General features: G+C 33.7%; 19 protein-coding genes and 11 tRNA genes. 27 read left to right on the top strand and 3 right to left on the bottom strand.

Features of this window, described 5'->3' with window-relative positions:
• Window positions 1–56 precede the first annotated feature (56 nt).
• From AN960_RS21300 to AN960_RS21260, 9 genes are all read left to right on the top strand, one after another.
• Window positions 57–1,439 (top strand): UDP-N-acetylmuramoyl-tripeptide--D-alanyl-D-alanine ligase, encoded by a 1,383-nt coding sequence (locus AN960_RS21300; protein ID WP_056476063.1) that lies wholly within the window; start codon window positions 57–59, stop codon window positions 1,437–1,439.
• A 419-nt stretch (window positions 1,440–1,858) separates the two neighbouring features.
• Window positions 1,859–3,409: a degradosome RNA helicase CshA gene (cshA, locus tag AN960_RS21295; RefSeq protein WP_056476060.1), complete on the top strand. Its 1,551-nt coding sequence runs from the start codon at window positions 1,859–1,861 to the stop codon at window positions 3,407–3,409.
• 125 nt (window positions 3,410–3,534) lie between these two features.
• Complete coding sequence (gene uvsE / locus AN960_RS21290) at window positions 3,535–4,500, top strand: UV DNA damage repair endonuclease UvsE (RefSeq protein WP_056476171.1); 966 nt, start codon at window positions 3,535–3,537, stop codon at window positions 4,498–4,500.
• Between the two features lie 25 nt (window positions 4,501–4,525).
• Complete coding sequence (gene acpS / locus AN960_RS21285; protein WP_056476057.1) at window positions 4,526–4,879, top strand: holo-ACP synthase; 354 nt, start codon at window positions 4,526–4,528, stop codon at window positions 4,877–4,879.
• 344 nt (window positions 4,880–5,223) lie between these two features.
• Complete coding sequence (locus AN960_RS21280) at window positions 5,224–6,243, top strand: LolA family protein (protein WP_156339745.1); 1,020 nt, start codon at window positions 5,224–5,226, stop codon at window positions 6,241–6,243.
• Between the two features lie 170 nt (window positions 6,244–6,413).
• The gene (gene alr, locus AN960_RS21275; protein WP_056476052.1) at window positions 6,414–7,580 is read left to right on the top strand and encodes an alanine racemase; all 1,167 of its coding nucleotides are present in this window, start codon (window positions 6,414–6,416) and stop codon (window positions 7,578–7,580) included.
• Between the two features lie 144 nt (window positions 7,581–7,724).
• Complete coding sequence (locus tag AN960_RS21270) at window positions 7,725–8,006, top strand: CopG family ribbon-helix-helix protein (RefSeq protein WP_056476050.1); 282 nt, start codon at window positions 7,725–7,727, stop codon at window positions 8,004–8,006.
• Between the two features lie 4 nt (window positions 8,007–8,010).
• On the top strand, window positions 8,011–8,361 hold the full coding sequence (ndoA, locus tag AN960_RS21265) for a type II toxin-antitoxin system endoribonuclease NdoA (protein WP_056476047.1): 351 nt from the start codon (window positions 8,011–8,013) through the stop codon (window positions 8,359–8,361).
• Between the two features lie 116 nt (window positions 8,362–8,477).
• Complete coding sequence (locus tag AN960_RS21260) at window positions 8,478–10,676, top strand: Tex family protein (protein ID WP_286131774.1); 2,199 nt, start codon at window positions 8,478–8,480, stop codon at window positions 10,674–10,676.
• On the opposite strand, the gene cmpA is transcribed toward AN960_RS21260, so the two are convergent.
• Window positions 10,666–10,776, bottom strand: coding sequence for a cortex morphogenetic protein CmpA (cmpA, locus tag AN960_RS24650; protein ID WP_088044329.1), 111 nt, complete (start codon window positions 10,774–10,776; stop codon window positions 10,666–10,668). The genes AN960_RS21260 and cmpA overlap by 11 nt on opposite strands.
• 302 nt (window positions 10,777–11,078) lie before the next feature.
• On the opposite strand from cmpA, the gene AN960_RS21255 reads away from it, so the two are divergent.
• The 15 genes from AN960_RS21255 (at window position 11,079) to AN960_RS21185 (ending at window position 21,843) form a co-directional block, all read left to right on the top strand.
• Window positions 11,079–11,531: a SprT family protein gene (locus tag AN960_RS21255; protein WP_056476041.1), complete on the top strand. Its 453-nt coding sequence runs from the start codon at window positions 11,079–11,081 to the stop codon at window positions 11,529–11,531.
• A gap of 83 nt (window positions 11,532–11,614) precedes the next feature.
• Window positions 11,615–11,689, top strand: a tRNA-Asn gene (locus tag AN960_RS21250).
• Window positions 11,690–11,696: 7 nt separating this feature from the next.
• Window positions 11,697–11,787 (top strand) — tRNA-Ser (locus tag AN960_RS21245).
• Window positions 11,788–11,797: 10 nt separating this feature from the next.
• Window positions 11,798–11,872 (top strand) — tRNA-Glu (locus AN960_RS21240).
• A 73-nt stretch (window positions 11,873–11,945) separates the two neighbouring features.
• Window positions 11,946–12,021 (top strand) — tRNA-Asp (locus tag AN960_RS21235).
• Window positions 12,022–12,234: 213 nt separating this feature from the next.
• Window positions 12,235–12,309: transfer RNA gene (locus AN960_RS21230), tRNA-Gln, on the top strand.
• Between the two features lie 261 nt (window positions 12,310–12,570).
• Window positions 12,571–12,645 (top strand) — tRNA-Gln (locus tag AN960_RS21225).
• 126 nt (window positions 12,646–12,771) lie between these two features.
• A tRNA-Lys gene (locus tag AN960_RS21220) sits at window positions 12,772–12,844 on the top strand.
• 13 nt (window positions 12,845–12,857) lie between these two features.
• Window positions 12,858–12,940, top strand: a tRNA-Leu gene (locus AN960_RS21215).
• 337 nt (window positions 12,941–13,277) lie between these two features.
• On the top strand, window positions 13,278–16,790 hold the full coding sequence (locus AN960_RS21210; RefSeq protein ID WP_056476038.1) for an SIR2 family NAD-dependent protein deacylase: 3,513 nt from the start codon (window positions 13,278–13,280) through the stop codon (window positions 16,788–16,790).
• 445 nt (window positions 16,791–17,235) lie between these two features.
• Window positions 17,236–17,694: a TIM barrel protein gene (locus tag AN960_RS21205; RefSeq protein ID WP_056476036.1), complete on the top strand. Its 459-nt coding sequence runs from the start codon at window positions 17,236–17,238 to the stop codon at window positions 17,692–17,694.
• Window positions 17,695–17,718: 24 nt separating this feature from the next.
• A complete protein-coding gene (locus AN960_RS21200) occupies window positions 17,719–19,089 on the top strand; it encodes an amino acid permease (RefSeq protein WP_056476033.1) in 1,371 nt (456 codons plus the stop codon).
• Window positions 19,090–19,193: 104 nt separating this feature from the next.
• Window positions 19,194–20,207 (top strand): SIS domain-containing protein, encoded by a 1,014-nt coding sequence (locus tag AN960_RS21195; RefSeq protein WP_056476030.1) that lies wholly within the window; start codon window positions 19,194–19,196, stop codon window positions 20,205–20,207.
• Between the two features lie 64 nt (window positions 20,208–20,271).
• Complete coding sequence (frlD, locus tag AN960_RS21190; protein WP_056476027.1) at window positions 20,272–21,054, top strand: fructoselysine 6-kinase; 783 nt, start codon at window positions 20,272–20,274, stop codon at window positions 21,052–21,054.
• A gap of 60 nt (window positions 21,055–21,114) precedes the next feature.
• Window positions 21,115–21,843 carry a GntR family transcriptional regulator gene (locus tag AN960_RS21185; protein WP_056476024.1) on the top strand — a complete coding sequence of 243 codons (729 nt, stop codon included), beginning with the start codon at window positions 21,115–21,117 and terminating at the stop codon, window positions 21,841–21,843.
• A 49-nt stretch (window positions 21,844–21,892) separates the two neighbouring features.
• Here the strand turns inward: AN960_RS21185 and AN960_RS21180 are convergent, their stop codons facing one another.
• Together AN960_RS21180 and cls are read right to left on the bottom strand one after the other, a co-directional pair.
• On the bottom strand, window positions 21,893–22,711 hold the full coding sequence (locus tag AN960_RS21180) for a M15 family metallopeptidase (protein ID WP_082459628.1): 819 nt from the start codon (window positions 22,709–22,711) through the stop codon (window positions 21,893–21,895).
• Between the two features lie 131 nt (window positions 22,712–22,842).
• Window positions 22,843–24,285: a cardiolipin synthase gene (gene cls, locus AN960_RS21175; protein ID WP_056476021.1), complete on the bottom strand. Its 1,443-nt coding sequence runs from the start codon at window positions 24,283–24,285 to the stop codon at window positions 22,843–22,845.
• 579 nt (window positions 24,286–24,864) lie between these two features.
• Between cls and AN960_RS21170 the strand changes: the two genes are divergently transcribed.
• The 3 genes from AN960_RS21170 (at window position 24,865) to AN960_RS21160 (ending at window position 25,101) form a co-directional block, all read left to right on the top strand.
• Window positions 24,865–24,941, top strand: a tRNA-Arg gene (locus AN960_RS21170).
• 5 nt (window positions 24,942–24,946) lie between these two features.
• A tRNA-Pro gene (locus AN960_RS21165) sits at window positions 24,947–25,023 on the top strand.
• A gap of 4 nt (window positions 25,024–25,027) precedes the next feature.
• Window positions 25,028–25,101, top strand: a tRNA-Gly gene (locus AN960_RS21160).
• Window positions 25,102–25,180: the final 79 nt, after the last annotated feature.

The following is a 25,180-nucleotide window of genomic DNA, read 5'->3' as shown; positions in this document are numbered from 1 at the left end:
GAATAGTGTTTTCATGTGAATAGAAGAAAAATGCTATAGAAGAGGAGTGGGTGACAATGTCAATCGTACGTACTTTATCTCAAATCGTTAATATGATCCCTGGTAGCCAATTAAAAGGTGAAGATTTAACTATCAACGGAGTTTCAACAGACTCTCGTGTAGATTTAAATGGAAAATTATTTATACCGCTGATCGGTGAAAAATTCGATGCGCATCAATTTTTACCTCAAGTAATTGAAAACGGTGCTAGCGCAGTACTTTGTTCTAGAGAATTTTCAAATGTACCAACAAACGCATCTGTCATCTTGGTTGATGATACATTAGAGGCTTTACAAAAGCTGTCTAAATCATATTTAAGTGAGTGGAATGGTAAAATAGTTGGTATAACAGGAAGTAATGGGAAAACATCGACAAAAGATATTTTAACTAGCATTCTTTCAGCAAAATATAAAGTACATAAAACTCAAGGGAACTTTAATAATCATATTGGACTTCCATTAACAGTATTAGCGATGGCAGAAGATACAGAGGTTGCTGTGTTAGAAATGGGTATGAGCAATTTTGGAGAAATTGAATTTTTATCTAATTTAGCTGAGCCTGACGCGGCAATAATTACAAACATTGGCGAGTCTCATATGCAAGAACTAGGCTCAAGAGCTGGTATCGCAAAGGCGAAGCTTGAAATTGCTAGTGGACTATCAAAAAGTGGATTACTTGTCATTAATGGCGATGAACCGTTATTAATCGAAGGAACAAAAGACAAAAACCTAATCTATACAATCGAAACTTTTGGTTTTAGCGAAAGTAATGATGTATATCCAACATTTATTGATATGAATGAATCTGGCAGTGAATTTGAAATAAATAAAGCTAACGATGTCCGTTTCAAATTGGGTGTACTAGGCAAACATAATATTAGTAATACATTAGCAGCTATTGCAGTTGCGAGAAAGTTTTCGTTAACATGGGATGAAATTAGTTCAGGTATGCAGAATTTAGAAATGACAAAAATGCGTATGGAACTAGTAAAGAATGAAAATGGAATAACAATTATTAATGATGCCTATAATGCAAGTGTTACATCTATGAAAGCGGCTCTTTTATTTGCTTCAGAAATAAAGGGTTATAATCGAAAATTTGTTGTATTTGGCGACATGCTAGAATTAGGTGATCAAGAAATTGCTTTTCATGAAGAAATTGGAGAAGAAGTCGTAAATCTTCATTTCGATTATCTTTATACTTTTGGACCATTAAGTAAATTTGCAGCAAAGTCAGCTTTTGAACAAATGGACTCTTCAAAAGTAAAAAGCTTTGAAGATAAAAATAAGTTAATTGAAGATTTATTACAACAGGTAGGACCAAATGACCTAGTATTAGTTAAAGCTTCTAGGGGAATGAAATTAGAAGAAGTTGTAAATGCACTAGTAAATCAGGGATAAGTATATAATCAAGAGAGGGGAAGGCAGGAGAAATAGGGATAGAAGTATTCCTTTTTCGCTTAGTTTTTCTCTTCGCTTAAAGCGTGTAAAAATATATGAAGTGAAAATTTTATACGCGTAATTTAACAAATGAAAACTGTTCGTAATATAAGGGATGAAGAAGGCTATAAACATGATTTTATAGCGAATTTAAAGATAATTTAAGGGTAAAATATAGTTTGGAAACCAAATTGTTAGAATATAACTTCATTTGCTTTTTAGATAGAATGTCCGTATAATGGGTAGATATTGTTTCCTTTTCATGATACTTCGGACTATTGTTTTCCACTAAAAACGAACCTTCCATATGAAACAGTCACGAAACATATAATATTTTAAATTTTTATAGATCAATTGAGATACAAAGGAGATTAACCAAATTGACAACATTTCAAGAATTAGGATTAAGTAGTAAAATCCTGTTTGCGATTGAAAAATTAGGCTTCGAGGAAGCTACACCAATTCAAGCGCAGACTATTCCATTAGCAAAACAAGGCCATGATGTAATTGGTCAAGCGCAAACTGGTACTGGTAAAACAGCCGCTTTTGGTATTCCATTACTAGAAAAAATTGATGTAGATAGTAACAATGTCCAAGGACTTGTTATCGCTCCTACACGAGAACTAGCTATTCAGGTTGGCGAAGAATTACACAAAATCGGTATGAATAAAGGTGTAAAAATCCTTCCGATATACGGTGGACAAGATATTAATCGTCAAATGCGTTCTTTAAAAAAATTCCCACATATTATTGTTGGAACTCCTGGTCGTATTCAAGACCATATTAACCGTCGTACAATTCGCCTAAACAATGTAAATACAGTTGTATTAGATGAAGCGGATGAAATGTTAAATATGGGATTCATTGAAGACATTGAAGCGATCTTAAAAGAAGTTCCAGAAAACAAACAAACACTTCTTTTCTCTGCAACTATGCCTGACCCAATTCGTCGCATTGCAGAAACTTTCATGACAAATCCACAAATCGTAAAAGTAAAAGCAAAAGAAGTTACAATGCCTAACATTGAACAACATTTTATTGAAGTTCAAGAAAAGAAAAAATTTGACGTTCTTACACGTTTATTAGATATTCAAACACCAGAATTAGCGATTATTTTCGGTCGTACAAAACGTCGTGTTGATGAATTATCAGAAGCATTAAACTTACGTGGATATGCTGCAGAAGGTATTCATGGTGATTTATCACAAGCGAAACGTGAGCAAGTACTTCGTAAATTTAAAGCTGGTTCAATTGATGTTTTAGTTGCAACTGATGTAGCAGCTCGTGGATTAGATATTTCTGGAGTTACACATGTATACAACTTTGATATACCACAAGATCCTGAAAGCTATGTTCATCGTATTGGACGTACAGGACGTGCTGGAAAATCAGGTATAGCGATGTTATTTATTACTCCTCGTGAGTTTAATCAATTAAAAAATATCGAACGTACAACTAAACGTCGTATGGAACGTATGACTGCACCTACATTAGACGAAGCAATTGAAAGTCAACAACGTATCATTGCTGAAAAATTAACTTCGACTATGGAAAGTGATAATTTAGCATTCTACAAACGTATTGCAGAAGAATTGCTTGAAGAGCATGATTCTGTAAGTGTTGTAGCTGCAGCTTTAAAAATGCTAACAAAAGAGCCAAATGAAACACCAGTTCGTTTAACTGATGAGCCACCAATGGTCAAACGTGACCGTGGCGGACGCGGAGGAAACGGTGGCGGTGGCGGCGGATACCGTCGTGGCGAAAATAGACGTGGCGGTGGAGATGGACGTCGTAGCGATAATCGTCGTGGAGATGGACGTCGTGGAGACCGTGATAACCGTGGCGGAGGAAACTTCCGTGGCAAACGTAACGAAGGTTCTCGTGATAACAACCGTGGTGGACAACGCAAACCACAAGACAGCAGTAAATAAGTAACTAGTTAAGGTACATGGTAAAATCCATGTACCTTTTTTGTTTATAATTTTATTTTCTTGTAATGCGTGAATTTGGACAGATTCCATACACTAACTAAAAACATATGAGAGTTGGAATGATAATGTTGGTAAGACTTGGATATGTCGCAATGAGTATGAATTTACAAAACGCCTCGCCATCAAAGACAATGACGGTTGCTCAGTTTTTAAAACAAAAGGATAAAGATGCGGCTATTCGTAAGCTAGAGCAAATTGCTAATACTAATATAAATAACTGTCTAAGACTACTAAAGCACAACAAAGCACATGATATATCTTTTTTTCGCCTGAGTAGTAAATTAGTCCCTTTAGCAAATCATGAAGAAGTAGCAGATTGGAATTACATAAAGCCATTAAAGGAAAGTTTACTTGAGTTAGGTAAATTTGCGATTACGAATGAAATGAGGATTGATTTTCATCCGGATCATTTTGTTATCTTGAACTCAACTGATGAAGAGTTATTAAAAACATCAGTAAAAACCTTAAAAATGCATTATCAGCTTTTAAAAGCGATGAAGATTAATACAGAACAAAGATGTGTACTACATATTGGTGGAGGGTATGATGATAAGGAAAAATCACTGGAGCAATTAATAGAGAATTTCAGCCTTGTTCCTGCGCAAATTCAAAAAATGCTAATGTTTGAAAATGATGATACTACCTTTACGTTTGATGAAACATTATTTGCCTGTGAAAAATTAGGAGTACCGCTTGTATTTGACTATCATCATCATCTAGTTAATCACACAAATGAAGATTGGGTTAAAAACTGGAGTTTTGCAGTCGATACATGGAAAGTTTCGAGCTTGCCAATGAAAATGCATATATCAAGTCCTAGAGATGAGAAAGACATACGTGCTCATGCCGATTTTGTGGACCCGAACATGTTTATTACATTTTTAAATGATATTTATGGCTCGGTTAGGCAAATTGATTGTATGATTGAAGCGAAACAAAAAGATAATGCATTATTTCAATTAATGGATGATCTGAAAGCTCATCCGTCTATTGAAATGATTAATGATTCAAGTTTTTATTTTAAACCGTAGTACTCGAAAGTTAGGGTGAGGAAATATGATCGTAGGTATTGGATTAGATTTAGTAGAAATTGAACGAATGAAAGAAATTACTAGCTCGCAGCCCCGGTTTGCGAAAAGGATTTTAACTGAAGCAGAATATGAAATATACGAAAACTTATCAGAACGAAGAAAACTTGAATTTTTATCAGGAAGATTCGCCGCAAAAGAAGCTTGTTCAAAAGCTTTTGGCACAGGAATTGGGAAAGAATTAGGATTTCATGATATTGAAATCTTAAATGACGGAAAAGGTAAGCCTGTATTAAGCGTTGATTTGCCGTTTATACCGTTTTTATCAATTACGCATACAGAACATTATGCTGCTGCTCAAGTGGTCTTACAGCAAATATAATACCCTTTTAAACAGTCACTCATTTGAGTGACTTTTCTTTTTTTGTATACGACGTAGTTGCTAAATTTTAAGGATTAATTAATATGTGTAACTACACCATTGGCTTCACTAACAGGCTCTCCAATCAGAGAGTTTTCTTTAAATTTTTTAAATTAGCTTGTCATGCTAGTCTGCATATTTTAGAGCTTGACCTCATATAGTTTCATGAGGATATAAGAAGCAAGGTTGCAACGTGCATGAATAAATCTAGATTTTACTTCTAAGCTACTCGCGCACATTTATTCATAAGCCTTTGCATAAAATTCTCTTTTTTACAATTTAAGAGGAATAAAGGAGCTGGGGAGATGAAGAAAAAGCTTGTAGCGATGCTTTTGACAATCATGTTAGTACTATCATTGGCTGCATGTGGCACGAAATCGAAAGATGATGTTGTAGGTTCTCTTAGCAATCAGATGGAAAAAATGAATGGCTATAAGGCCGATGCAACATTAACAATTAATAACGGGAATGATCCTCAAAAGTATGAAGTAGTCATTTGGCATAAAAAGCCTTCTTACTACCGTGTACAACTAAAAAATGCTAAGAGTGATCAAAACCAAATTATTTTAAGAAACAAAGAGGGTGTGTTTGTTTTAACACCAGCATTAAATAAAAGCTATCGCTTCCAAAGTGATTGGCCATCAAACAGCAGTCAGCCATATTTACCGGAATCATTGGTTAATGACCTAGTACAAGATAAGAATGCAACGTTTAAAACAACAAAGCAAGGATATGTGTTTGAAACAAAAACAAATTACACAAATAGACAATTGCTCCCAACACAAGAAATTACTTTTAATAAAAAAGGTCTGACACCTGAATCAGTAAAACTATTAGATACAGATAAAAATGTTGTGTTGGACGTTAAATTCGATAAAGTACAATACAATGCGAAATTTGATAATGATGCTTTTGATGTGAAGAAAAATATGACAAGCGCTCGTTTAAGTGTACCTACTTCTACAAATCCAGAAAATGATCCTGATTTATTAGTTACACTTTACCCTAATTATTTAATGAATGGTGTAGTGTTAGATGATCAACAAGAAGTAAAAACAGATAATGGTGTTCAAGTTATCCTTTCATATAAAGGTGATAAAAAATCGTTTACTTTAATAGAGCAAAAAGCACGGATTTCAGAGTCTGGAACAACGATGGAGATCACTGGTGAACCAGTCGATTTAGGTAAAACAGTAGGAGCATTATCAGATAAGATGATTACATGGTCATACGGTGGAACAGACTTTACGATTGTTTCTAAAAACTTAACTCAAGGTGAGTTAATTCAAGTTGCCCAATCAGTCGGAGATACAGGCACAAAATAATATTTTTTTTTCAAACTTAAAAGGGCGTGATGATGCTTTATCACGCCTTTTTAAATTTTAAATAAACTAAAATTGAGTAGTATATTGGTTGACATTTATAGTAAAATAAGCAAATAATTTTACACATATAAAAAAAGAGTAATGGGTAAATCGATAAGGAAGTGTAGTTCATGACAGAAACATCATTTTATCGCGACACATGGGTAGAAGTAGATTTAGATGCTATTGAAGAAAACATCAAAAATATTGTATCGCTTTACCCTAATCATCAAGAAATATATGTAGCTTTAAAAGCGAATGCATATGGACATGGTTATGTAGAAGTAGCGAAACAAGCATTAAAGTCTGGTGCAACAAGATTATTAGTTGCTTTTATTGATGAAGGGATTTTTCTGCGTAACGCGGGAATAGAGGCGCCGATTTTAGTGTTGGGGGCAACTAGACCTGAGGATATTAACGTTGCAATCAAGAATAAATTAACTTTAACGGCATATAATGTTGATTGGTTAGAAGGTATTTCTAAAAATCTAAAAAGCACAGATCGTACAATGATTCATATTAAATTTGATACTGGGATGGGTAGATTAGGCCTGAAAACAAGATCTGAATGGGAGCAAGCTGCATCGATCTTACGAAAAAATCCATCAATTATACTGGAAGGTTTGTTTACACATTTCGCTACTGCTGATGAGCTAAATAGATCTTATTTTAATGAGCAAGTAGACAAATTTTATGAATGTATAGAATGGGTTAAAGGCAGTGGATTCGCTCCTGAGCTAATTCATTGTGCAAACAGTGCAGCGGCTGCATTAGAAACTAACCTATTTAATACTGTACGTGTTGGTATTATCATGTATGGTTTAACTCCATCTTTAGAAATAAAACCAATGCTACCATTTACATTAAAGCCAGCACTATCGCTTTATACGAAAATCTCACATATTAAGCAATTACCAGCAAATAGTGGTGTAAGTTATGGTGCAACGTATTTTACTTCTGATTCAGAGTGGATTGCGACGTTGCCAATTGGCTATGCGGATGGCTGGCTTAGAGATATGCAAGGATTTTCTGTGTTGGTTGAAGGTGAAAAGGCAGAAATAGTTGGTAGAGTTTGTATGGATCAGTGTATGATCAAGCTTTCTAAACATTATCCTGTTGGTACAAAAGTGACTTTAATAGGAGAAAGTAAGGATGGAGCAGTAACGGCTGAGGAAGTCGCTGCACATATGAATACAATCAATTATGAAGTAACTTGCCTTATAAATCATAGGGTACCAAGAGTATATAAAAAGAATGGAAATATTAAGTCCATAAGTAATTATCTAGTATCAGATTAATTGTAATTTGATGTATTAAAGTATGAAACACTGTATTTTGGTTAAGATAAGCGAAGATATGTGTCTTTCCAATCACTGAAAATAATGGTATGATGTAGTATAGGGAGATATATGGGTAATAGTTGATTCTGGAGGTGCTGAAACTTGTCCGAACTAAATGCGACAACTGAAATAACAGTACGTTTACCAAAACACGTAGTAAGCGAACTAGATGGATTAGTAAAGCAAGAAAACGGTAATCGAAATGAGTATATTTATCAAGCGACTAAGATGTTTTTAAAAGATCGTAAAAGACGCCAAAGTCGCGAACACATGCGACGTGGATACATGGAAATGGCTAAAATCAACTTATTAATATCTTCTGAGTCATTCTATGCTGAGTCTGAAGCGGATTCTAAAGTGGAGCGCTTAGTTAGCGGGGGGTAATCACTTGATAGTAAAACGTGGCGACGTATATTTTGCAGACCTTTCCCCTGTAGTTGGCTCAGAACAAGGTGGAGTTCGTCCGGTTCTCATAATACAAAATGATATCGGTAATCGTTTTAGTCCTACCGTTATAGTCGCTGCGATTACAGCACAAATCCAAAAAGCAAAGCTTCCAACACATGTTGAAATCGATGCTAAAAAATATGGATTTGAACGTGATTCGGTTATACTACTAGAACAAATTCGAACGATTGACAAACAACGATTAACCGATAAGATAACACATCTTGATGATGAGATGATGGATCAGGTTGATGAAGCGTTGCAAATCAGTTTAGGACTTGTTGATTTTTAAAGTTGCTTTTATAGCAGCTTTACCTACATAGATTATAATAAATGTTTTGTAACCCTTTCGTCTTGAAAGGGTTATTTTAGGTCTTATATAATTCCCAAAAATTGGAGGCGTTATTTTTGTCACAACAATTGATTAATAAAATTGCATCTGATTTAACAATTACTTCGAAACAAGTAGCTACCGTAATTGAATTGAAGGAAGAAGGAAATACGATTCCCTTTATTGCTAGGTATCGAAAAGAAAAAACAGGATCTCTTGATGAGGTGCAAATTCATTCCATTTTAGAAAAATATGAGTATGCTGTAAATCTTCAAACGAGAAAAGATGAAGTAATCCGTTTAATTGAGGAAAAAGGGAAACTGACTGATGAATTACGTAAAAGTATTACATTAGCTACAAAGCTACAAGAAGTTGAAGATTTATACCGACCATATAAAGAAAAAAGAAGAACTCGCGCTACAGTTGCTAAAGATAAAGGGTTAGAACCTTTTGCAGAATGGTTATTTTCAATGCCAAATGAAGGTTCACTTGCGGATGAAGCGTTAAAATACATAAATGTTGAACTGGAAGTTAATACAGTTGATGAAGTTATTCAAGGTGGAAAAGATATAATTGCGGAATGGATTGCAGACGATGCTACGTATCGAAAGTGGATTCGTGAAGTTACCTTCAAAAAGGGAACGATTGAAAGTACTGTAAAAGACTCTGAAAAAGACGAGAAAAAAGTATACGAAATGTATTACGAATACTCTGAACCAATTTCAAAGATTGTTCCACATAGAATACTAGCAATGAATCGTGCTGAAAAAGAAGATATATTAAAGGTTGCAATTCAATCTCCTTTTGAAGAGATTATTTTATATTTAGAAAAAAGGGTTATTACAAAGGACACTTTTGTACGATCAATCCTGGTGGAAGTCGTTGAAGATGCATATAAAAGATTAATTCAGCCTTCAATTGAAAGAGAGATTCGTAAAGAATTATCCGAAAAAGCTGATTCACACGCGATTAATATTTTCTCAGAAAACTTGCGTTCATTATTACTGCAACCACCATTAAAAGGGAAAATCGTGCTAGGAGTAGATCCTGCATTCCGTACAGGTTGTAAATTAGCAGTAGTAGATGAGACGGGGAAAGTTCTTAAAATAGGTGTGATTTACCCTCATCCTTTCAAAGGTGAAAGGGAAGAGGTTCAAAGAAATAAAAGAGAACAAGCAGTTGCAAAAATTAAAGATATTCTTATCGAATATAAAATAGAAATGATCGCAATTGGAAACGGTACAGCTTCGAGAGAAACAGAGCTGTTTATTTCTGGAATTTTAAAAGAAATGAAAAATAATACTTATTATGTAATCGTAAATGAAGCTGGTGCAAGTGTTTACTCAGCATCTGAGTTAGCAAGAGAAGAGTTCCCTGATTTCCAAGTTGAGGAACGAAGCGCAGTATCAATTGCAAGACGACTACAAGATCCGTTAGCAGAACTTGTGAAAATAGATCCTAAATCTGTTGGGGTAGGATTATATCAACATGATGTATCTCAAAAGAGCTTAAATGAATCATTATCATTCGTAGTTGAAACATCTGTTAACCAAGTTGGCGTAAATGTAAATACAGCTTCAGTTTCACTACTTCAATACGTATCGGGCTTGTCCAAGACAGTAGCGAAAAATATTGTTAATTACCGTGACGAAAAAGGGAAAATTACAAACCGAAAAGAGCTTAAAACAATACCTAGATTAGGCGCTAAAACATATGAGCAATGTATTGGATTTTTACGTGTTCTAGAAGGAGATGAGCCTTTAGACCGTACAAGTATCCACCCGGAAAGCTACGTACAAGTAAAAAAATTATTAAAGCAATTAAAATTCTCAACGAGTCAAATTGGTTCAAGTGAATTGAAAGAAAAGTTAAAGACGATTAATTTAAAAGAAGTATCAGAGCAACTAGATATTGGTGAAATTACGCTAAAGGATATTTTAGCATCATTAATGCAACCTGAAAGAGATCTACGAGATGAATTAGCAGCACCAATCCTTCGCCAAGATGTTCTTCAAATTGAAGACCTAAAAATAGGAATGGAACTTGAAGGAACAGTAAGAAATGTAGTCGATTTTGGTGCGTTTGTTGATATTGGGCTAAAGAACGATGGCCTTGTTCATATTTCTAGAATGAGTAGTAAATTTATTAAGCATCCGCTTGATGTTGTATCGGTTGGTCAAGTAGTCAAGGTATGGATTGCTGAAGTAGACCAAAAGAAACAAAGAGTAGGTTTATCTATGCTACCAATTGAATCGAAAGAAATCGTCAAAGCTTAATTTTTTGATAATAAAACCAACATTGATTTAATAATTTAATTTGATAACGGTTTTTTTCATAAAATGCTTTTTGAATTTGAGTTTTAAGCCAACTAGGCATTACCATGATGAAAACCTCCAACTTAAAAATCTTCGCCCATCTTTTTTGAGGATGGGCGATGAAATAAATGAGTGAGGGGTAACCTTCCGATACGTTGTATAAAAAGGATAACTGTATTGTTCATTTTGGATAGTAAAAATTACGCCGTTGTAGAGAGGTTTACTAAGAGCAGCCCATTTAGCATAAATCGTACTAATAAGATCTTTTAAAATTCTCATTTGTAAGTTTAATGTATGCGCATACCCAAGAATTTGTGAGTTGTTCAGTTATAATAAAGTAGAAAAAAGGATGGCGATTCATAATTGGATAATGAGGAGATACAAAAACTGGTTGAAGAACTATCAATCACTTATTTTGAGCGACCATTTCTCCACCAAGCTTCTTTTAATACTAGATTAAGGACAACTGGTGGTAGGTATTTATTAAAAACAAGCAATATCGAATTAAATAAATTTTATTTAGAAGAACACGGAATTGAAGAGCTAAAGGGGATCATATTACACGAGCTGTGCCATTATCATCTTCATATTATGAAAAAAGGATATAAGCATGAGGATAGAGACTTTAAAGAACTATTAAAAAAGGTAGGTGCACCTAGGTATTGCAAACCACTAAATTCAATAAAAAAAAGAACGCATTCCTATAAGTATAAATATAGATGTTCAGGGTGTGGGCAAGCTTTTTTAAGAAAAAGAAAAGTGGACACTAGTCGCTATGTATGTGGAATATGCAAAAGTCCATTAAAACTATTATAAATAGTGTTGACATCTAATATGCATTTAGTTTATATTAATACTTGTCATCACGTTACAAAACTTGATGAAAAGATTAGTATTTTTCCGCAGTAGCTCAGTGGTAGAGCACTCGGCTGTTAACCGAGTGGTCGTAGGTTCGAACCCTACCTGCGGAGCCATTATTATAGAGAAGTACCCAAGTGGCTCAAGGGGCGCCCCTGCTAAGGGTGTAGATCGTTTACGCGGTGCGAGGGTTCGAATCCCTTCTTCTCTGCCATATTTTTTTTGGCCCGTTGGTCAAGCGGTTAAGACACCGCCCTTTCACGGCGGTAACACGGGTTCGAGTCCCGTACGGGTCACCATTNGGAGAGCACCTGCCTTACAAGCAGGGGGTCGGCGGTTCGAGCCCGTCATCCTCCACCATTAACTTCATATGGTCCCGTGGTGTAGCGGTTAACATGCCTGCCTGTCACGCAGGAGATCGCCGGTTCGATCCCGGTCGGGACCGCCATTCATTACTACAAATTGTAGTATTTTTTTCTTTATTTGGAGAAAAATAGTAAGAGTGGGTTTTTGGAGTTAGACCTTAAATATTTTAAATGTCGGATTGTTTTTTATCTTGATGAGTTAATTCTAGAAGTGGAAGCAAAACAACATAAAAAAAATCCTGCGGAGCGGGTTCATGAAGATTACTCGGAGAAGTTGATCCTTGATGTTACATCAATGGGCTATAGCCAAGCGGTAAGGCAACGGATTTTGATTCCGTCATGCCCTGGTTCGAATCCAGGTAGCCCAGCCATTTGTTTTAGAAGATTGAGGTGTTAGACTGTTTTACTTTGGAGTAGTTTCTGGAGGATAAATATTAAAACACAAATAATCCTATAGTGTGGGTTCTTGAAGGTTACTCGAATTTTAGGTAAAGAAGTATATTGAAGTGTCGGATTGTTTTTTATCTTGAGAGGTTGATTCGAGAGGTAAAGGCAATACAACATAAAAAAAAATCCTGCGGAGCGGGTTCATGAAGATTACTCGGAGAAGTTGATTCATGATGTTACATCAATGGGCTATAGCCAAGCGGTAAGGCAACGGATTTTGATTCCGTCATGCCCTGGTTCGAATCCAGGTAGCCCAGCCATTTTAGTTTTTTATAAGTATGTTTAAGGTAAGGGGATTTGCTTTTATCTTAGACGCGATCGTGTAGACAGTAAGTTGGTTTAAAAATATTTGGTATTTAGTTATACTTGTAATATCTTTATATTATGAGCCATTAGCTCAGTAGGTAGAGCATCTGACTTTTAATCAGAGGGTCGAAGGTTCGAATCCTTCATGGCTCACTTTTGTTTATTCGCGGTCGTGGCGGAATGGCAGACGCGCTAGGTTGAGGGCCTAGTGGAGGTTTCTCCGTGGAGGTTCAAGTCCTCTCGGCCGCATCAATGAATTTTGAGAAATTAACGAATGTTAAAATATTTAAATATACTCCTTTTTACTCCATTGATTATTGAAATTCAAGACGTTACATAAAATTGTAACGTTTTTTTGTATTCTGCCTTTTATTGATGTAAACAGTAAAGAAAAATTATTATTATTAATTTTTTCAATATAGTCAATATTATTTAGATTCTGCAAGTAAAAGAATAATGATATGAACAAAAATTATTCTGAATTTATGAATCAATTTTTCTCCGAAGAATTATATAAAGGACTATTAGGATAGGGGTTTTTTAATGAAAAGCTTCCACAAATATAAGCAAGAAAGGTTGTTTTATTTTGGACAAAAAGGATATAAACAAATTTTTTCAAGAAAAGTTAGATATGTATCCTCACTTGAAAAAGATCAGGGATAATTTATGGTCGAAAGATGGAAAAAGTCGTGTTTCAGTAATGGTTGGAGCAGGGTTTAGTTTGAACGCTAGTAAAATTGAAGATAATTTTCCAGGAATGGCTTTGTGGAATGATCTCAATAAGATGATGACTGAAAATCTAAGTCATCGTGCGGATCTTAAAGATAAAGATGTACTTGAAATTGGACAATTATATGAAGAGGAATATGGGCGAGCTAACCTTGATGAAATTTTAAAAGAAGCTATTCCAGATGACAATTATGAGCCCGATTTTTTACATAACGAATTACTAAACCTTCCTTGGGCAGATATTTATACTACAAATTATGATACTTTATTGGAACGAGCTAAAAGAAATGTATTTGATCGTAATTATCAAGTTGTATATGACGTAAATGATATACCGAATTCAACATCACCAAGAATAATAAAATTACATGGTAGCTTTCCATCCAATAGGCCATTTATATTTACTAAAAATGACTATTTGAATTATCCTGAAAGATTTAGTCCATTTGTTAACATGGTTCAGCAATCAATTATGGAAACAACATTTGTTTTATTGGGATTCTCTGGTGACGACCCTAATTTTGAAAGGTGGACGACTTGGGTTAGGGATAACTTAGGTGAACAGATGCCAAAAATATATATGATTGGGTATAAACAAAAGAACAGAAAAGAATACTTGAAATCCAAAGGGATAACTTTAATTGATTTTGAAGACTTATATTCATTAGCTAAAAATCCATTTCAAGAAATGTTTGCAGAGTTGTTTGAGTTTCTTGCTTATAAAAATAGAGAAGAGAAGATTAAATGGCCATACAGACCTTACGGAAGAGGTAATGTAAGTGATTTTAAGTATAACAGAGAGACTTATCCAGGATGGATTGTTATGCCAGATGATATTAGACGTTCTTATTCCGAAAATATTAGGTTAATAGCAAATAATAAAATTGCAGATATAACTTCTTTAAATGATAAAGTTAACCTTGAATACATAAATGAATTACTCTGGTGTTTTGAACATTTTTATATTCCATTAGAATACAATACTTTTATTAAACTGGAAAAATTAATTGAAGAAAATATTAACAATTTAGATAGTAATGATAATAATATTTTATTGTTGTTGTTAAAGGAAGCTAGGCTAGATTGTAAAAAAGAAAAGTTTTATAAATATAAGAGTTTGTTAGAAAAAACAGATTTGGAGAATTCACAATATCATAAGATAATCCATGAGGAAATCCTCTTCAATTTGGCATTTAATAATATAGAAAATGTTAAGGAACAATTAGATTTATGGCAAGTTGGAGAGAAAGAGATAGAATGGGGAATTAAAAAAGCAGCGATTCTTATAAATATATCTAGAAATGCGGAGGCAAAAGAAACTCTTGAAAAGTATCTTCATATGATAAGAGGTTTATTAGCTATTCAAAGCGATGAATATCGATTATTGTCTTTAGAAAGTGTTGTTTTAAGTCTTTTAAGAAAAATTGACTATAAATTAGATTATGGTGAAGAAAGACTTAGAAATTTAAACTTGAAGAAATGTAACTCAGATAAAGAATTTAATCTAACACTAATCTCTGTTAAAAAATATGAATATACATTAGGCACAAAAAAAATCCCTGGTTTTGATCCTGGTAAAAGTAGAATTTCTTCCAGTTTTGGAGATTATTTTAAATCTGAACTTTTGGATTCATTTGCAGTTTTGCAAATTCAAGAAAATTTCAATCTAAATATAGGAGATAGAACTCAATACGAATTAGCATTGAATAATATAGAAATACAATATCCGTTATATTCATTTATTAAGGGAATTCACTATTTTCCGATTAAGAAAATAGATGAAATATTTTCGAGAGCTTTTGTGTATAAATTAGATGATTATAATTTGGAAATTCTTATAGAGATGTTAAAAGATACAATAGCACAAAAAAAACATTCTATTATAAATGTAGAGATAGCATTAGAAATTATATCTCGTATTTATTTTGCATTACCGATAAAGTTGAAAGTAGACCTTGATTTAAAGATAATTAACTTTATTAAAAATAAAGCTAATTTTAAATTTAATAGAAAAGATATTTTATATCACCTAATAGAAAGAGTTATATTTGACAAGGATAATGAGGAACAAAAGTTATTCTATGAACAATTATTAGATTCTCCAATACATAGTCAACTGGATTCAAATAAAAATTTCGATGTAAATGATTTCTTTGAGCCATTTTTAGCTATACTTTCTAAGAGAAAAAATGTTTCTAATGTAAATGTTTCAGAAAGTAAAATCTTAGAACTACTTGGCTACTTAAAAAATAATGAAGATCAAAGTAAAAAGGAAAGTGCATTAATAAGAATGTTCTTCCTTGAAAAAACAAATAGTTTATCTACTATTAAAAGAAATAAATTTGTTGAAGCATTGAAAAATTTAGAAACTAATAGACAGCAAGGGATAAGTGATTTTATATTCCAATCGGAATTAAATAAAATTATGAATTCAAGTTCTATATTAAGCGATGAAGGCATGGAATTTATATTATCTAAAAATATTCCTACATTCTATAATAATGGATCGTTATCCAGTACTCATGCTATCGAGGATTATTTTAATGAGTTAAGTGGAATATTTCCAAATTATATAGAATCGAAAACAAAGACGCTCCCTAAAAGTGAGTTATATAAGGAATGGCTCGAAAAGTTTTTTACTTGGTGGGATGACCAAGAGAAAGGACTACTCAGAAGTATTCCTGAGGAGATAGAGTATTTCCCTATGCCAGATTATTTGAAAAGAGCGTTGTTCTTTTTAAAGGATAATATCTTAGGTGTAATTCCTTCCGATTTTCTAAGTGAAGATGAAATTGAGAAGTTCCAAGGAATTTTTGAGAAGATTGATATTGAAAGGCCTACTTTATCTATATTTTTAATTGCTAGTTTTGAACAGTTACAAATACCAATAAAGTATGATTTAGATACTGTTCTAGATACTTTAAAATCAAAAGAAATAGATAAAATGGAAGCTGCAGCATATACTATTTTTGATTATTTGCTATATATTGAAGAGAAAAAGATAGTGAAGAAAAGTAATTTAATTAAAAATGAATTATTTAGTATGATGTATTATGGCTCAGAAGATATTTTTAAAGTAGCGATAAATATTTTAGAAGTATGTATAAAAAATATACCTCGTATTTTCATTGAAAATGAATATATGTTATTAATAAAATTCTTGGATAGCTATCTAGACGCTATTAATAGTGAAAAAATTATTATTACAACCCTAAAAGATTTTGAGAAAATCTCGAGTGTAGCAGGTTTAATGGCAAATTTATATCGAAATCAAAATATAATACCAAAAGAAGATTTAAAACATTGGAAAGAATTTATAGAAAGTCACCGTTTGCCTGAAGTTAGAGTGTATAGGGAGTTATTAAATTAAATATCATTTCAAGCATTTATCTTAAATAACAAACTAATGCCAAAAACCATACCTTATCCAATAATAGGTTTTTTAATATTATTTATAAGCATTACTGTTACAAAAATTTTTGATTTTAAAAAAGGACGTAACAACATAAACTAGGTTCAAGTCCTCTCGGCCGCATCAATTTATATATATATAAGTAATAAGGCTTCTACGTAATGTAGAGGCCTTTTTTGTGTTTAAAATTTGTATGACTTTTATAGGCTAGTTGGTCACATTATTTAATTTTAGAAGTATTGGAAAACCGTTTCTCTGTATCATTGTTTGATTGGGAACCTGGACTTTGTAGTATTTAAAAATGAATATTAAAAATTCTTAAAATTCATTGTATTTTATGTTATTCTTGATTATAATACAAAGCATAACAAATAAGATAACTTTAAGAGAAAGGAGGTAGTTAATGAAAGTAGCAAGAATGAATATCACATTCAAGCATTATCCTATCCAATATTTTTTGGATTGTATGGATCAATTGGGCATCAGTAGCATTGAGTTATGGGCTGGTGAACCGCACCTCTATGTTTATAGAAACTTGCTTTGCAATTTGAGAGAGATAAAGAAAGAAATTAAAGCTAGAAGTATTGAAATAGTCTGCTATACTCCTGAACAATGCATCTATCCTTACAATCTTGCTGCTTCAGATTCGAATTGGCGAAAAACGAGTATTGATTATTTTATTGAAAATATTCACTCCGCTGTGGAATTGGAAACGGATAAGATGCTAATTACTTCAGGGATTGGTGATTTCTCCCTAACAAAAGAAGAATCGTGGAAATATGCAAGTGAATCAATATATCAAAATCCATTAGATGCTGTTAAAAAATCCTTAGATAAACTAAATGAATTAGGAATTGTATAATCTAAAAATTTGGAGGAGCCCTTTATGAGTAATACTACGCTTACACGAAAGCTCGGATTTTGGTCGGCATTAGCAATTGCTGTTGGTACGACCGTAGGATCAGGTATCTTTGTCTCGTCTGGTGATGTAGCGAAAGCAGCGGGAACACCTTCTATTTCTATTTTAGCTTGGATTATTGGTGGGGTTATCGCTATTCCGCAAGTAATGGTTCTTGCTGAGCTATCAACTGCTTATCCTGAAAATGGAAGCGGTTACGTATATTTGAATAAAGCAGGCTGGAGGCCATTAGCCTTTTTATATGGATGGGCAACATTTTGGGCGCTTGATCCACCATCTATTTCTATTATGGCTTTAGCAGTAGTTTCATATTTGGCAAGCTTTTTCCCGTTTTTCTCTGGAGTTGCAGGCAAGTTGTTAGGGGTTGCGATAATTTTAATCATAACTTCAATTCATTATCGAAGTGTAAAAGAGGGCGGGCTTTTTCAAGTGATTATTACTGCCGTGAAAATCATTCCGTTCATTATTGTTATTGTTTTAGGTTTAATGTATATGCACCCAGGGAACTTCTCTTATACGCCACATGGGGAAGTTGTAAAAACAAGTCTAATCGGTGGTGTCTCTGCCACAACCTGGGCTTATACCGGTATGGCCGCCATTTGTTTTATGGCAGGTGAATTTAAAAATCCCGGAAAAACGTTACCTCGTGCTCTGATTAGCTCTGTCTTTATTGTATTAATCTTATATACTTTGCTAGCAGTCTGCGTAATTGGATTAATGCCTTTTAGCAAATTGATGAGTTCTAGTGCAGCTGTGTCTGATGCGGTTAAGTATATACCAGGACTATCTCATATTGCTTCTTCGTTTGTTGCGATTACTGCAATTATCGTTATTTTAGGATCATTAAGTTCTTGTATCATGTTTCAGCCTAGGTTAGAATACGCGATGGCGAAGGACGGGCTATTTTTTCAACGTTTTGGGCGTGTTCATCCAAAGTATGAAACACCAAGTTTTTCAATTATTGTTCAAGTTACCTATGCATGTATTCTAGTTTTTGCAACTAATTTAACGACTTTATTAGGTTATTTTACATTAATCCAATTAGTGATTAATATTTTAGATTTTGTAGCGGTTTATAAATGCCGTAAAAGGGAGGACTATAACCCGATTTACAGGATGCCAATGTGGAGACTAACGACGATTTTAGCAATTATGGGAGCTTCTTGGCTTGCTTGGGGTACGTTTACTTGGGCTCCATGGCAAGGGATGGTAGCTGCATTTATTGTTATTGCTACCGGACTACCTGTTTACTATTACTGGGAAAAACGATACGGGCCGAATAAGAAAAATGACGGTAATCTAGTAACAAAGAAGAATTCAATTATATCAGGAAGCTAGTGAACTTTTACTAGCTTCTTAATTTTTTGAAAAAGCAATTGCTTTAATTGTTATGTTTAATTATAATACAAGACATAACAAATAAATTTTAGGGGGATCTAACCGTGTTAAAATTTGATGAAGCGTTATTTTTAAAACTTGTAGAAAAAGAAGGACTTGCATTTAGAAGTAAAATTGAGGATATCGTCGATTCAATCTGTCAAAAAGGTTTCAGCAATCTTTTCCTGATTGGTGCTGGTGGAACAATTGCAATGATGTATCCTTATAAATATATTTTAGAATCAAACTCAACGATTAATGTACATGCTGAAATCGCTGCCGAGTTTATGGTCATGAACAATAAGCAATTTTCAAAGGATTCCGTATGTATTTTCACCTCAGTTTCAGGGACAACACAAGAAACTGTTGCAGCGGCAGAGTTTTGTAAAGAAAGAGGGGCTACTACAATTGCTTTAGTAGCGGAGCCGAATACTCCATTAACGCAGGTAGTAAATTACTGTATTACAACCGGCTCGGAAAAACATTCCTTTGATACGTTCTTTATGCTGTTGTACATGGTAGTATTTCGCTTCATGTATAATAATGATGAATTTCCGCAATATGAACAGTTCACAAAAGAAGTTTCCTTGTTGCCACAAGCGATATTAGCTGCCGTAAAAGACTTTGATAAAAAAGCTGAGGAATTTGCTATTAAACATAAGGAAACAGATTACCATATGATGGTGGGCTCAGGTAATTTATGGGGTAACACTTATTCATATGCAATGTGTATTTTGGAGGAAATGCAATGGATTCATGCAAAATCCATCCATGCAGCGGAGTTTTTCCATGGTACGCTTGAGCTAGTAGTTGAAGATACTAGCGTTATTTTACTTAAAGGTGAAGATGAAACAAGACCATTGATGGATCGTGTTGAAAGGTTTGCTGAAAAAATTACGAATCAATTAACTGTTATTGATACAAAAGACTTTGAATTGTTAGGTATTAGTGAGGAATTTAGAAAACACTTCTCTGTTAGTATTAATTGGGCAGTTTTAAGTCGAATCAGTGTTTATCTTGAAAGGGAAAGAAACCACTCATTAGACCTAAGAAGATACTACCGCAAAGTAGAATATTAAAAAAATTTAGTGAGCACTACATGGTAGTGCTTGTTTCTTAGATTAAAAAGAAGGTTGGGATTAGATGAGAATTGTTACAGTCGGCGATAACTGTATGGATGTCTATCTTGCAAACGAGAAAGTGTATCCTGGAGGAAATCCGGTAAATGTTGCTGTCTACTTAAAGCAATTAGGAGCAGACTCTTCGTATATCGGCTGGGTTGGAAGTGATTCCTTCGGTGATCAAATGATTAAGTCGATTCAAAGTAAGGGTGTTGATACATCGTTTATTTCTAAAAAGATAGGAAAAACAGCAGTTACCCATGTTGAATTAGTTAATAATGACCGTCATTTTAGAGATTACGATGAAGGAGTAATGGCTCAGTTTACTTTAACTAATGAAGAACAGGAGTTTATTCAAACACATCAACTTGTCCACGCTGGGATATGGGGACATGTTGAGGGATATTATCCTCTTTTTAAACAAAATGGGTTGCTTACTGCATTTGATTTTTCAGACCAGTTAGAGCACGATTTAGTAAAGACATTACCTGGTTATGTGGACTATTCCTTTTTTTCTTATAAAAAGGATGATGAATTTATCAGAGGATTTTTAAAGGATGTAAAAACACAAGGTTCCAAGGTGACTGTTGCTACGCTTGGAGAAAATGGGTCATTAGCTTTCGATGGCAAACATTTTTATCAATTTGGGGTATTGGAAGATAATGTTGTAGATACGATGGGAGCAGGAGATTCTTTCATAGCTGGTTTTCTTTATGGTACTTTACAGGGTCTTTCGATCCAACAGTGTTTGGAATTGGGGACTAAAACGGCTGCAAAAACAATTGGCTATTTCGGTGCATGGTGACGATGACTAGTCGGCAGTGTATAATAATGTTGAAAAACATTGACGGATAGGATGAAAATTATGAACCTAAATTCTTCAACTCCACAGCCTCTCTATATGCAGATTAGGCAAATGCTACAGAACGATATTCAACAAGGGAAATATAAACCAGATCAACAGATTCCCACAGAAGCTGAGCTTTGTGAAACGTATAATGTCAGCCGAATCACTATTCGAAAGGCCATTGAGGAATTAGTGAAGGATGGTGCATTGACACGTATACCACGCAGAGGGACGTTTGTGGCTTCGAATAAGTTTAATAATGAACTGTTATCTGTAAGCGGATTCTCGGAGTTTAGCCACCAACTAGGGATGATTCCAAATTCCCGAATCCTTAGAAGTGAAGTTATCCCGGCATCAAAGGATGTTGCAGAACATCTCAAAGTTGAGGAAGGAAGTCGCGTTCTAGAGCTGGAGCGACTCATGTATGTAAATGACCGTCCACTTTTTTATGATATTGCACATTACTCACTAATTCGTTTTCCAGATTTGGAAAAGAAAATTGCAACTGATGAATCTACATATAAAGTTCTCTCAAAGGAATATCATACAGAAATCTTAAGCAACGATAAAATCATCGACGTAATCGGTGCGACAAAAATATATGCCAATTACCTTGAATGCGATATAGGCGCCAATCTATTTAAAATACTAAAAATCGCCTATGATTCAAATGAGGAACCTGTCCACCTTTCAACGTTTATGTGTGAAACAAGTAAAGTAACCTTAACCGTACATCGAACAAAATAGAGATAATTACAAAAAACTCACTTTTATTATTCAAAAGTGAGTTTTAGCATTAATAATTTGCAGGATTTACCTGTATAGCTTTAAAATTTTGATTTTTATCTGAGTAATGCCACCATTCTTTAGAGTAGCCTACAAAACCAACTTCTCTCATTGCCTTATCCATAACTTGATAACTATTTTCCTGTTCACTGCTTCGTTTATAGCTTCGAGATGCACGTGAAGAAAAATCATCGAATTTAGATTGCATTTGTACTTCTTTTCCATCTAAAGTACATAGTGTAATATCCACCGTTGCGCCAAGTTGGTGTCCACGGATATTTTTTGAATCAGGTTTAGCTACATAATTCGAATTAGGATATGCGTTCCAAAGTGATTGTTGTGCAGAAAAAGGACGATAAGCATCCCATACTTTAATTGTATATCCTTGTTCTTTAAGTATTGCGTTTGCTTTTGCTAATTTTTTTGCTGTACTTGCCCTAAGTATTGCTTGACTAAAATTATAAATGCGTTTGCCAGTAAAGTTATTGGTAGTGTTATATTTCAAGTCAACAATAATACTTTTATCTAATGATTTAACGTTAGTGAACTCCGCCGTTACATATTTTCCATTTATAAATCCAGTTGTTTTTTTAAATTTAATTTTATACCATCCATTGGATTGTTTTTTAATAACCGTTAAAAATTGGCCTTTTTTAACAGCACCGATCAACTTATAGGACGTACTAGGCCCACTACGGACATTTAATTTACTTGCAGATACAGTATAAACTTTATCTGCTGCATAGGTAGAAGTTGGATTTGTAAAGAAACTTATCGATAGTAATGAAAGAGTTAAAAAAACTACAAATATCTTTTTAATAATACTCATATTTCACCTTCTTTGATTTTTTAATAATCTGTTAACTATAACCATTATTCTACAGAAAAGTTCACATTACCTTTCATTTTGAAACTATAAAGATAAAATAAAAAACATTACCGTTAAGTAATGTTTTTTATTTACAATATTGGAGATAAGAGGCGCGAGATCGCTTCTTTTAACTTGATTATGACTGATCGCTCTTGATATTTTTCAATTGTAAGCTCACTACTATGATTACTATCAAGTAAAAAAAGATTTTGTAGCTCAGAAGCTTTTTCATCAGAATAGGTAATCGCGTTTATTTCAAAATTTAATTTAAAACTACGCGTATCAATATTTGTAGTTCCTACCGAAGCTACTTCGTGATCAACAACGATTGTTTTAGCATGTAAAAAACCATTTTCATAAAGTAATATTTTTGCGCCATATGATAAAAGTTCTCCAGCGTACGATAGAGATGCCCAATACACGAATGGGTGATCAGGTTTACTTGGAATCATTATCCTTACATCGATACCGGATAAAATTGCGATTTTGCATGCGTCCATAATACTTGCATCTGGAATAAAATACGGTGTTTGGATATAAACACTTTTTTTAGCAGACATAATTAACTTAACGTACATGTTTTTTAAGTGCTCTGTTTCTGAATTTGGGCCACTTGCTACTATTTGGATAGGGGTGCTTCCAATATTCTTTTCATTATTAAATGAGAATTCTTCTATATTATGTACAGGCTGATTAGTAGCTTGTTGCCAGTCTAAAATAAATCTACCTTGAATTTGGTTTACTGACTCTCCCTTTATACGAAAATGAGTGTCTCTCCAATAACCAAATTTCTGATCAATACCAAGATATTCATTTCCAATATTGAATCCTCCGATATAAGCAATTCTTCCATCAATAATACATAGTTTTCTATGATTCCTATTATTTAATCGAAAATTGATGAGTCTTAAGAATGAAGGGAAGAAAGCTTTTACCTCTCCACCATGTTTAACAAGTTCTTTGAAAAAAGAGGGTGTAATTCTTTTGGAACCAATGTCATCATACAGGACTCGTACTTTTACACCTTCTTCTGCTTTTTTTGAAAGTTCATCTCTAAGTTTTTTTCCTAATGAATCACGCTGAATGATGTAGTACTGAATATTAATCTCCTTTTTGGCAAGTTGTATATCTTTGAATAGTGAATTAAATTTCTCGTGTCCATCTCGAAACGTTTGGATCGCATTATTTGTCGTTAATAATGCGTTAGCTGACTTTAAATTCATCATAATTAAGTGTGAATGTTTTGATAGTAGCTCATCTTGATGGAAACTTTGATCAGTATGAATTTTATTAGCTTGTTCCGTAACCGCCAATTGAAGATAAGTTTTTTCTTTAGTCGATAGGTGGTAGAAATTCTTTTGTTTTAGCTGCCTACCTAAAAATAAATATAGTAAAAATCCTACTATAGGTATAAAAAATAAAATCATTAGCCACGCCCATGTGGCGACAACATCTCTTTTTTCAATAAATACTAGTACTCCCGCTAGTAGTATATTGATGATAAGGAGGATTGTAAGAAAATTAATATCCATTTGTCACACTTCCTATTAGTTAGATTACCTTATTTTAGTTTAATATCTTTTTTAATGCTCATTAATAATATTCTTTAGTTAAAAGAACAAAGTATTCGAAAGCTCATCATAGTTACTCTAAAATAAAGACATATTATTTATACCAAATCTATCTAGTTAAAATAATAAAAAACTGAAACAAAGAACTGTTTGTTGTATAGAAAAGGGAGGAGCTCTACTTTTATCGGAGCCTGTCCTTAAATTGTACTATAGTAATTCAGTTCTTGTTGCGTAGTACTATGTCAGAAATGATAAATATGTATTGATTAAAGTTGAATTAATAACTTATTAAAGCTCTATAGGTACAGTAAAATCAAATAAGTAAATAAACTAGTGATTTTTTTATTTGAAAAGTGTTGACATTAGTTGTCCGATGCTTTAGTATAGTTTAAGTCACGTCAGACAGGTTAACGAAGTCAACGAAAGCTTATCGTAGTAAGTATTTAAAGTTTTAAAAAACTTTTAAAAAAATGTTGACATAAACAGTTAGATGTTATAAACTGTAAAAGTCGCTAACGAAGACGACACACTTTACAATATGCGCCCGTAGCTCAATTGGATAGAGCGTTTGACTACGGATCAAAAGGTTATGGGTTCGAGTCCTTTCGGGCGCGCCATATTACGGGAAGTGGCTCAGCTTGGTAGAGCACCTGGTTTGGGACCAGGGGGTCGCAGGTTCAAATCCTGTCTTCCCGACCATTTCGCGGGTGTAGTTTAATGGTAAAATAGAAGCCTTCCAAGCTTCGGTCGTGGGTTCGATTCCCATCACCCGCTCCATTATGAACTTTGAAAACTAAACAAAACATGAAGTAAACGTCAATTATTAGTTTTTTGAGCAATACAAGATTTAAACTTA

It is taken from the genome of Bacillus sp. FJAT-25509, from assembly GCF_001420605.1.
GTDB lineage: Bacteria > Bacillota > Bacilli > Bacillales > Bacillaceae_G > Gottfriedia.
Note: the sequence above shows the minus strand (reverse complement) of the source record. Positions and strands in the feature narration are given on the sequence as shown.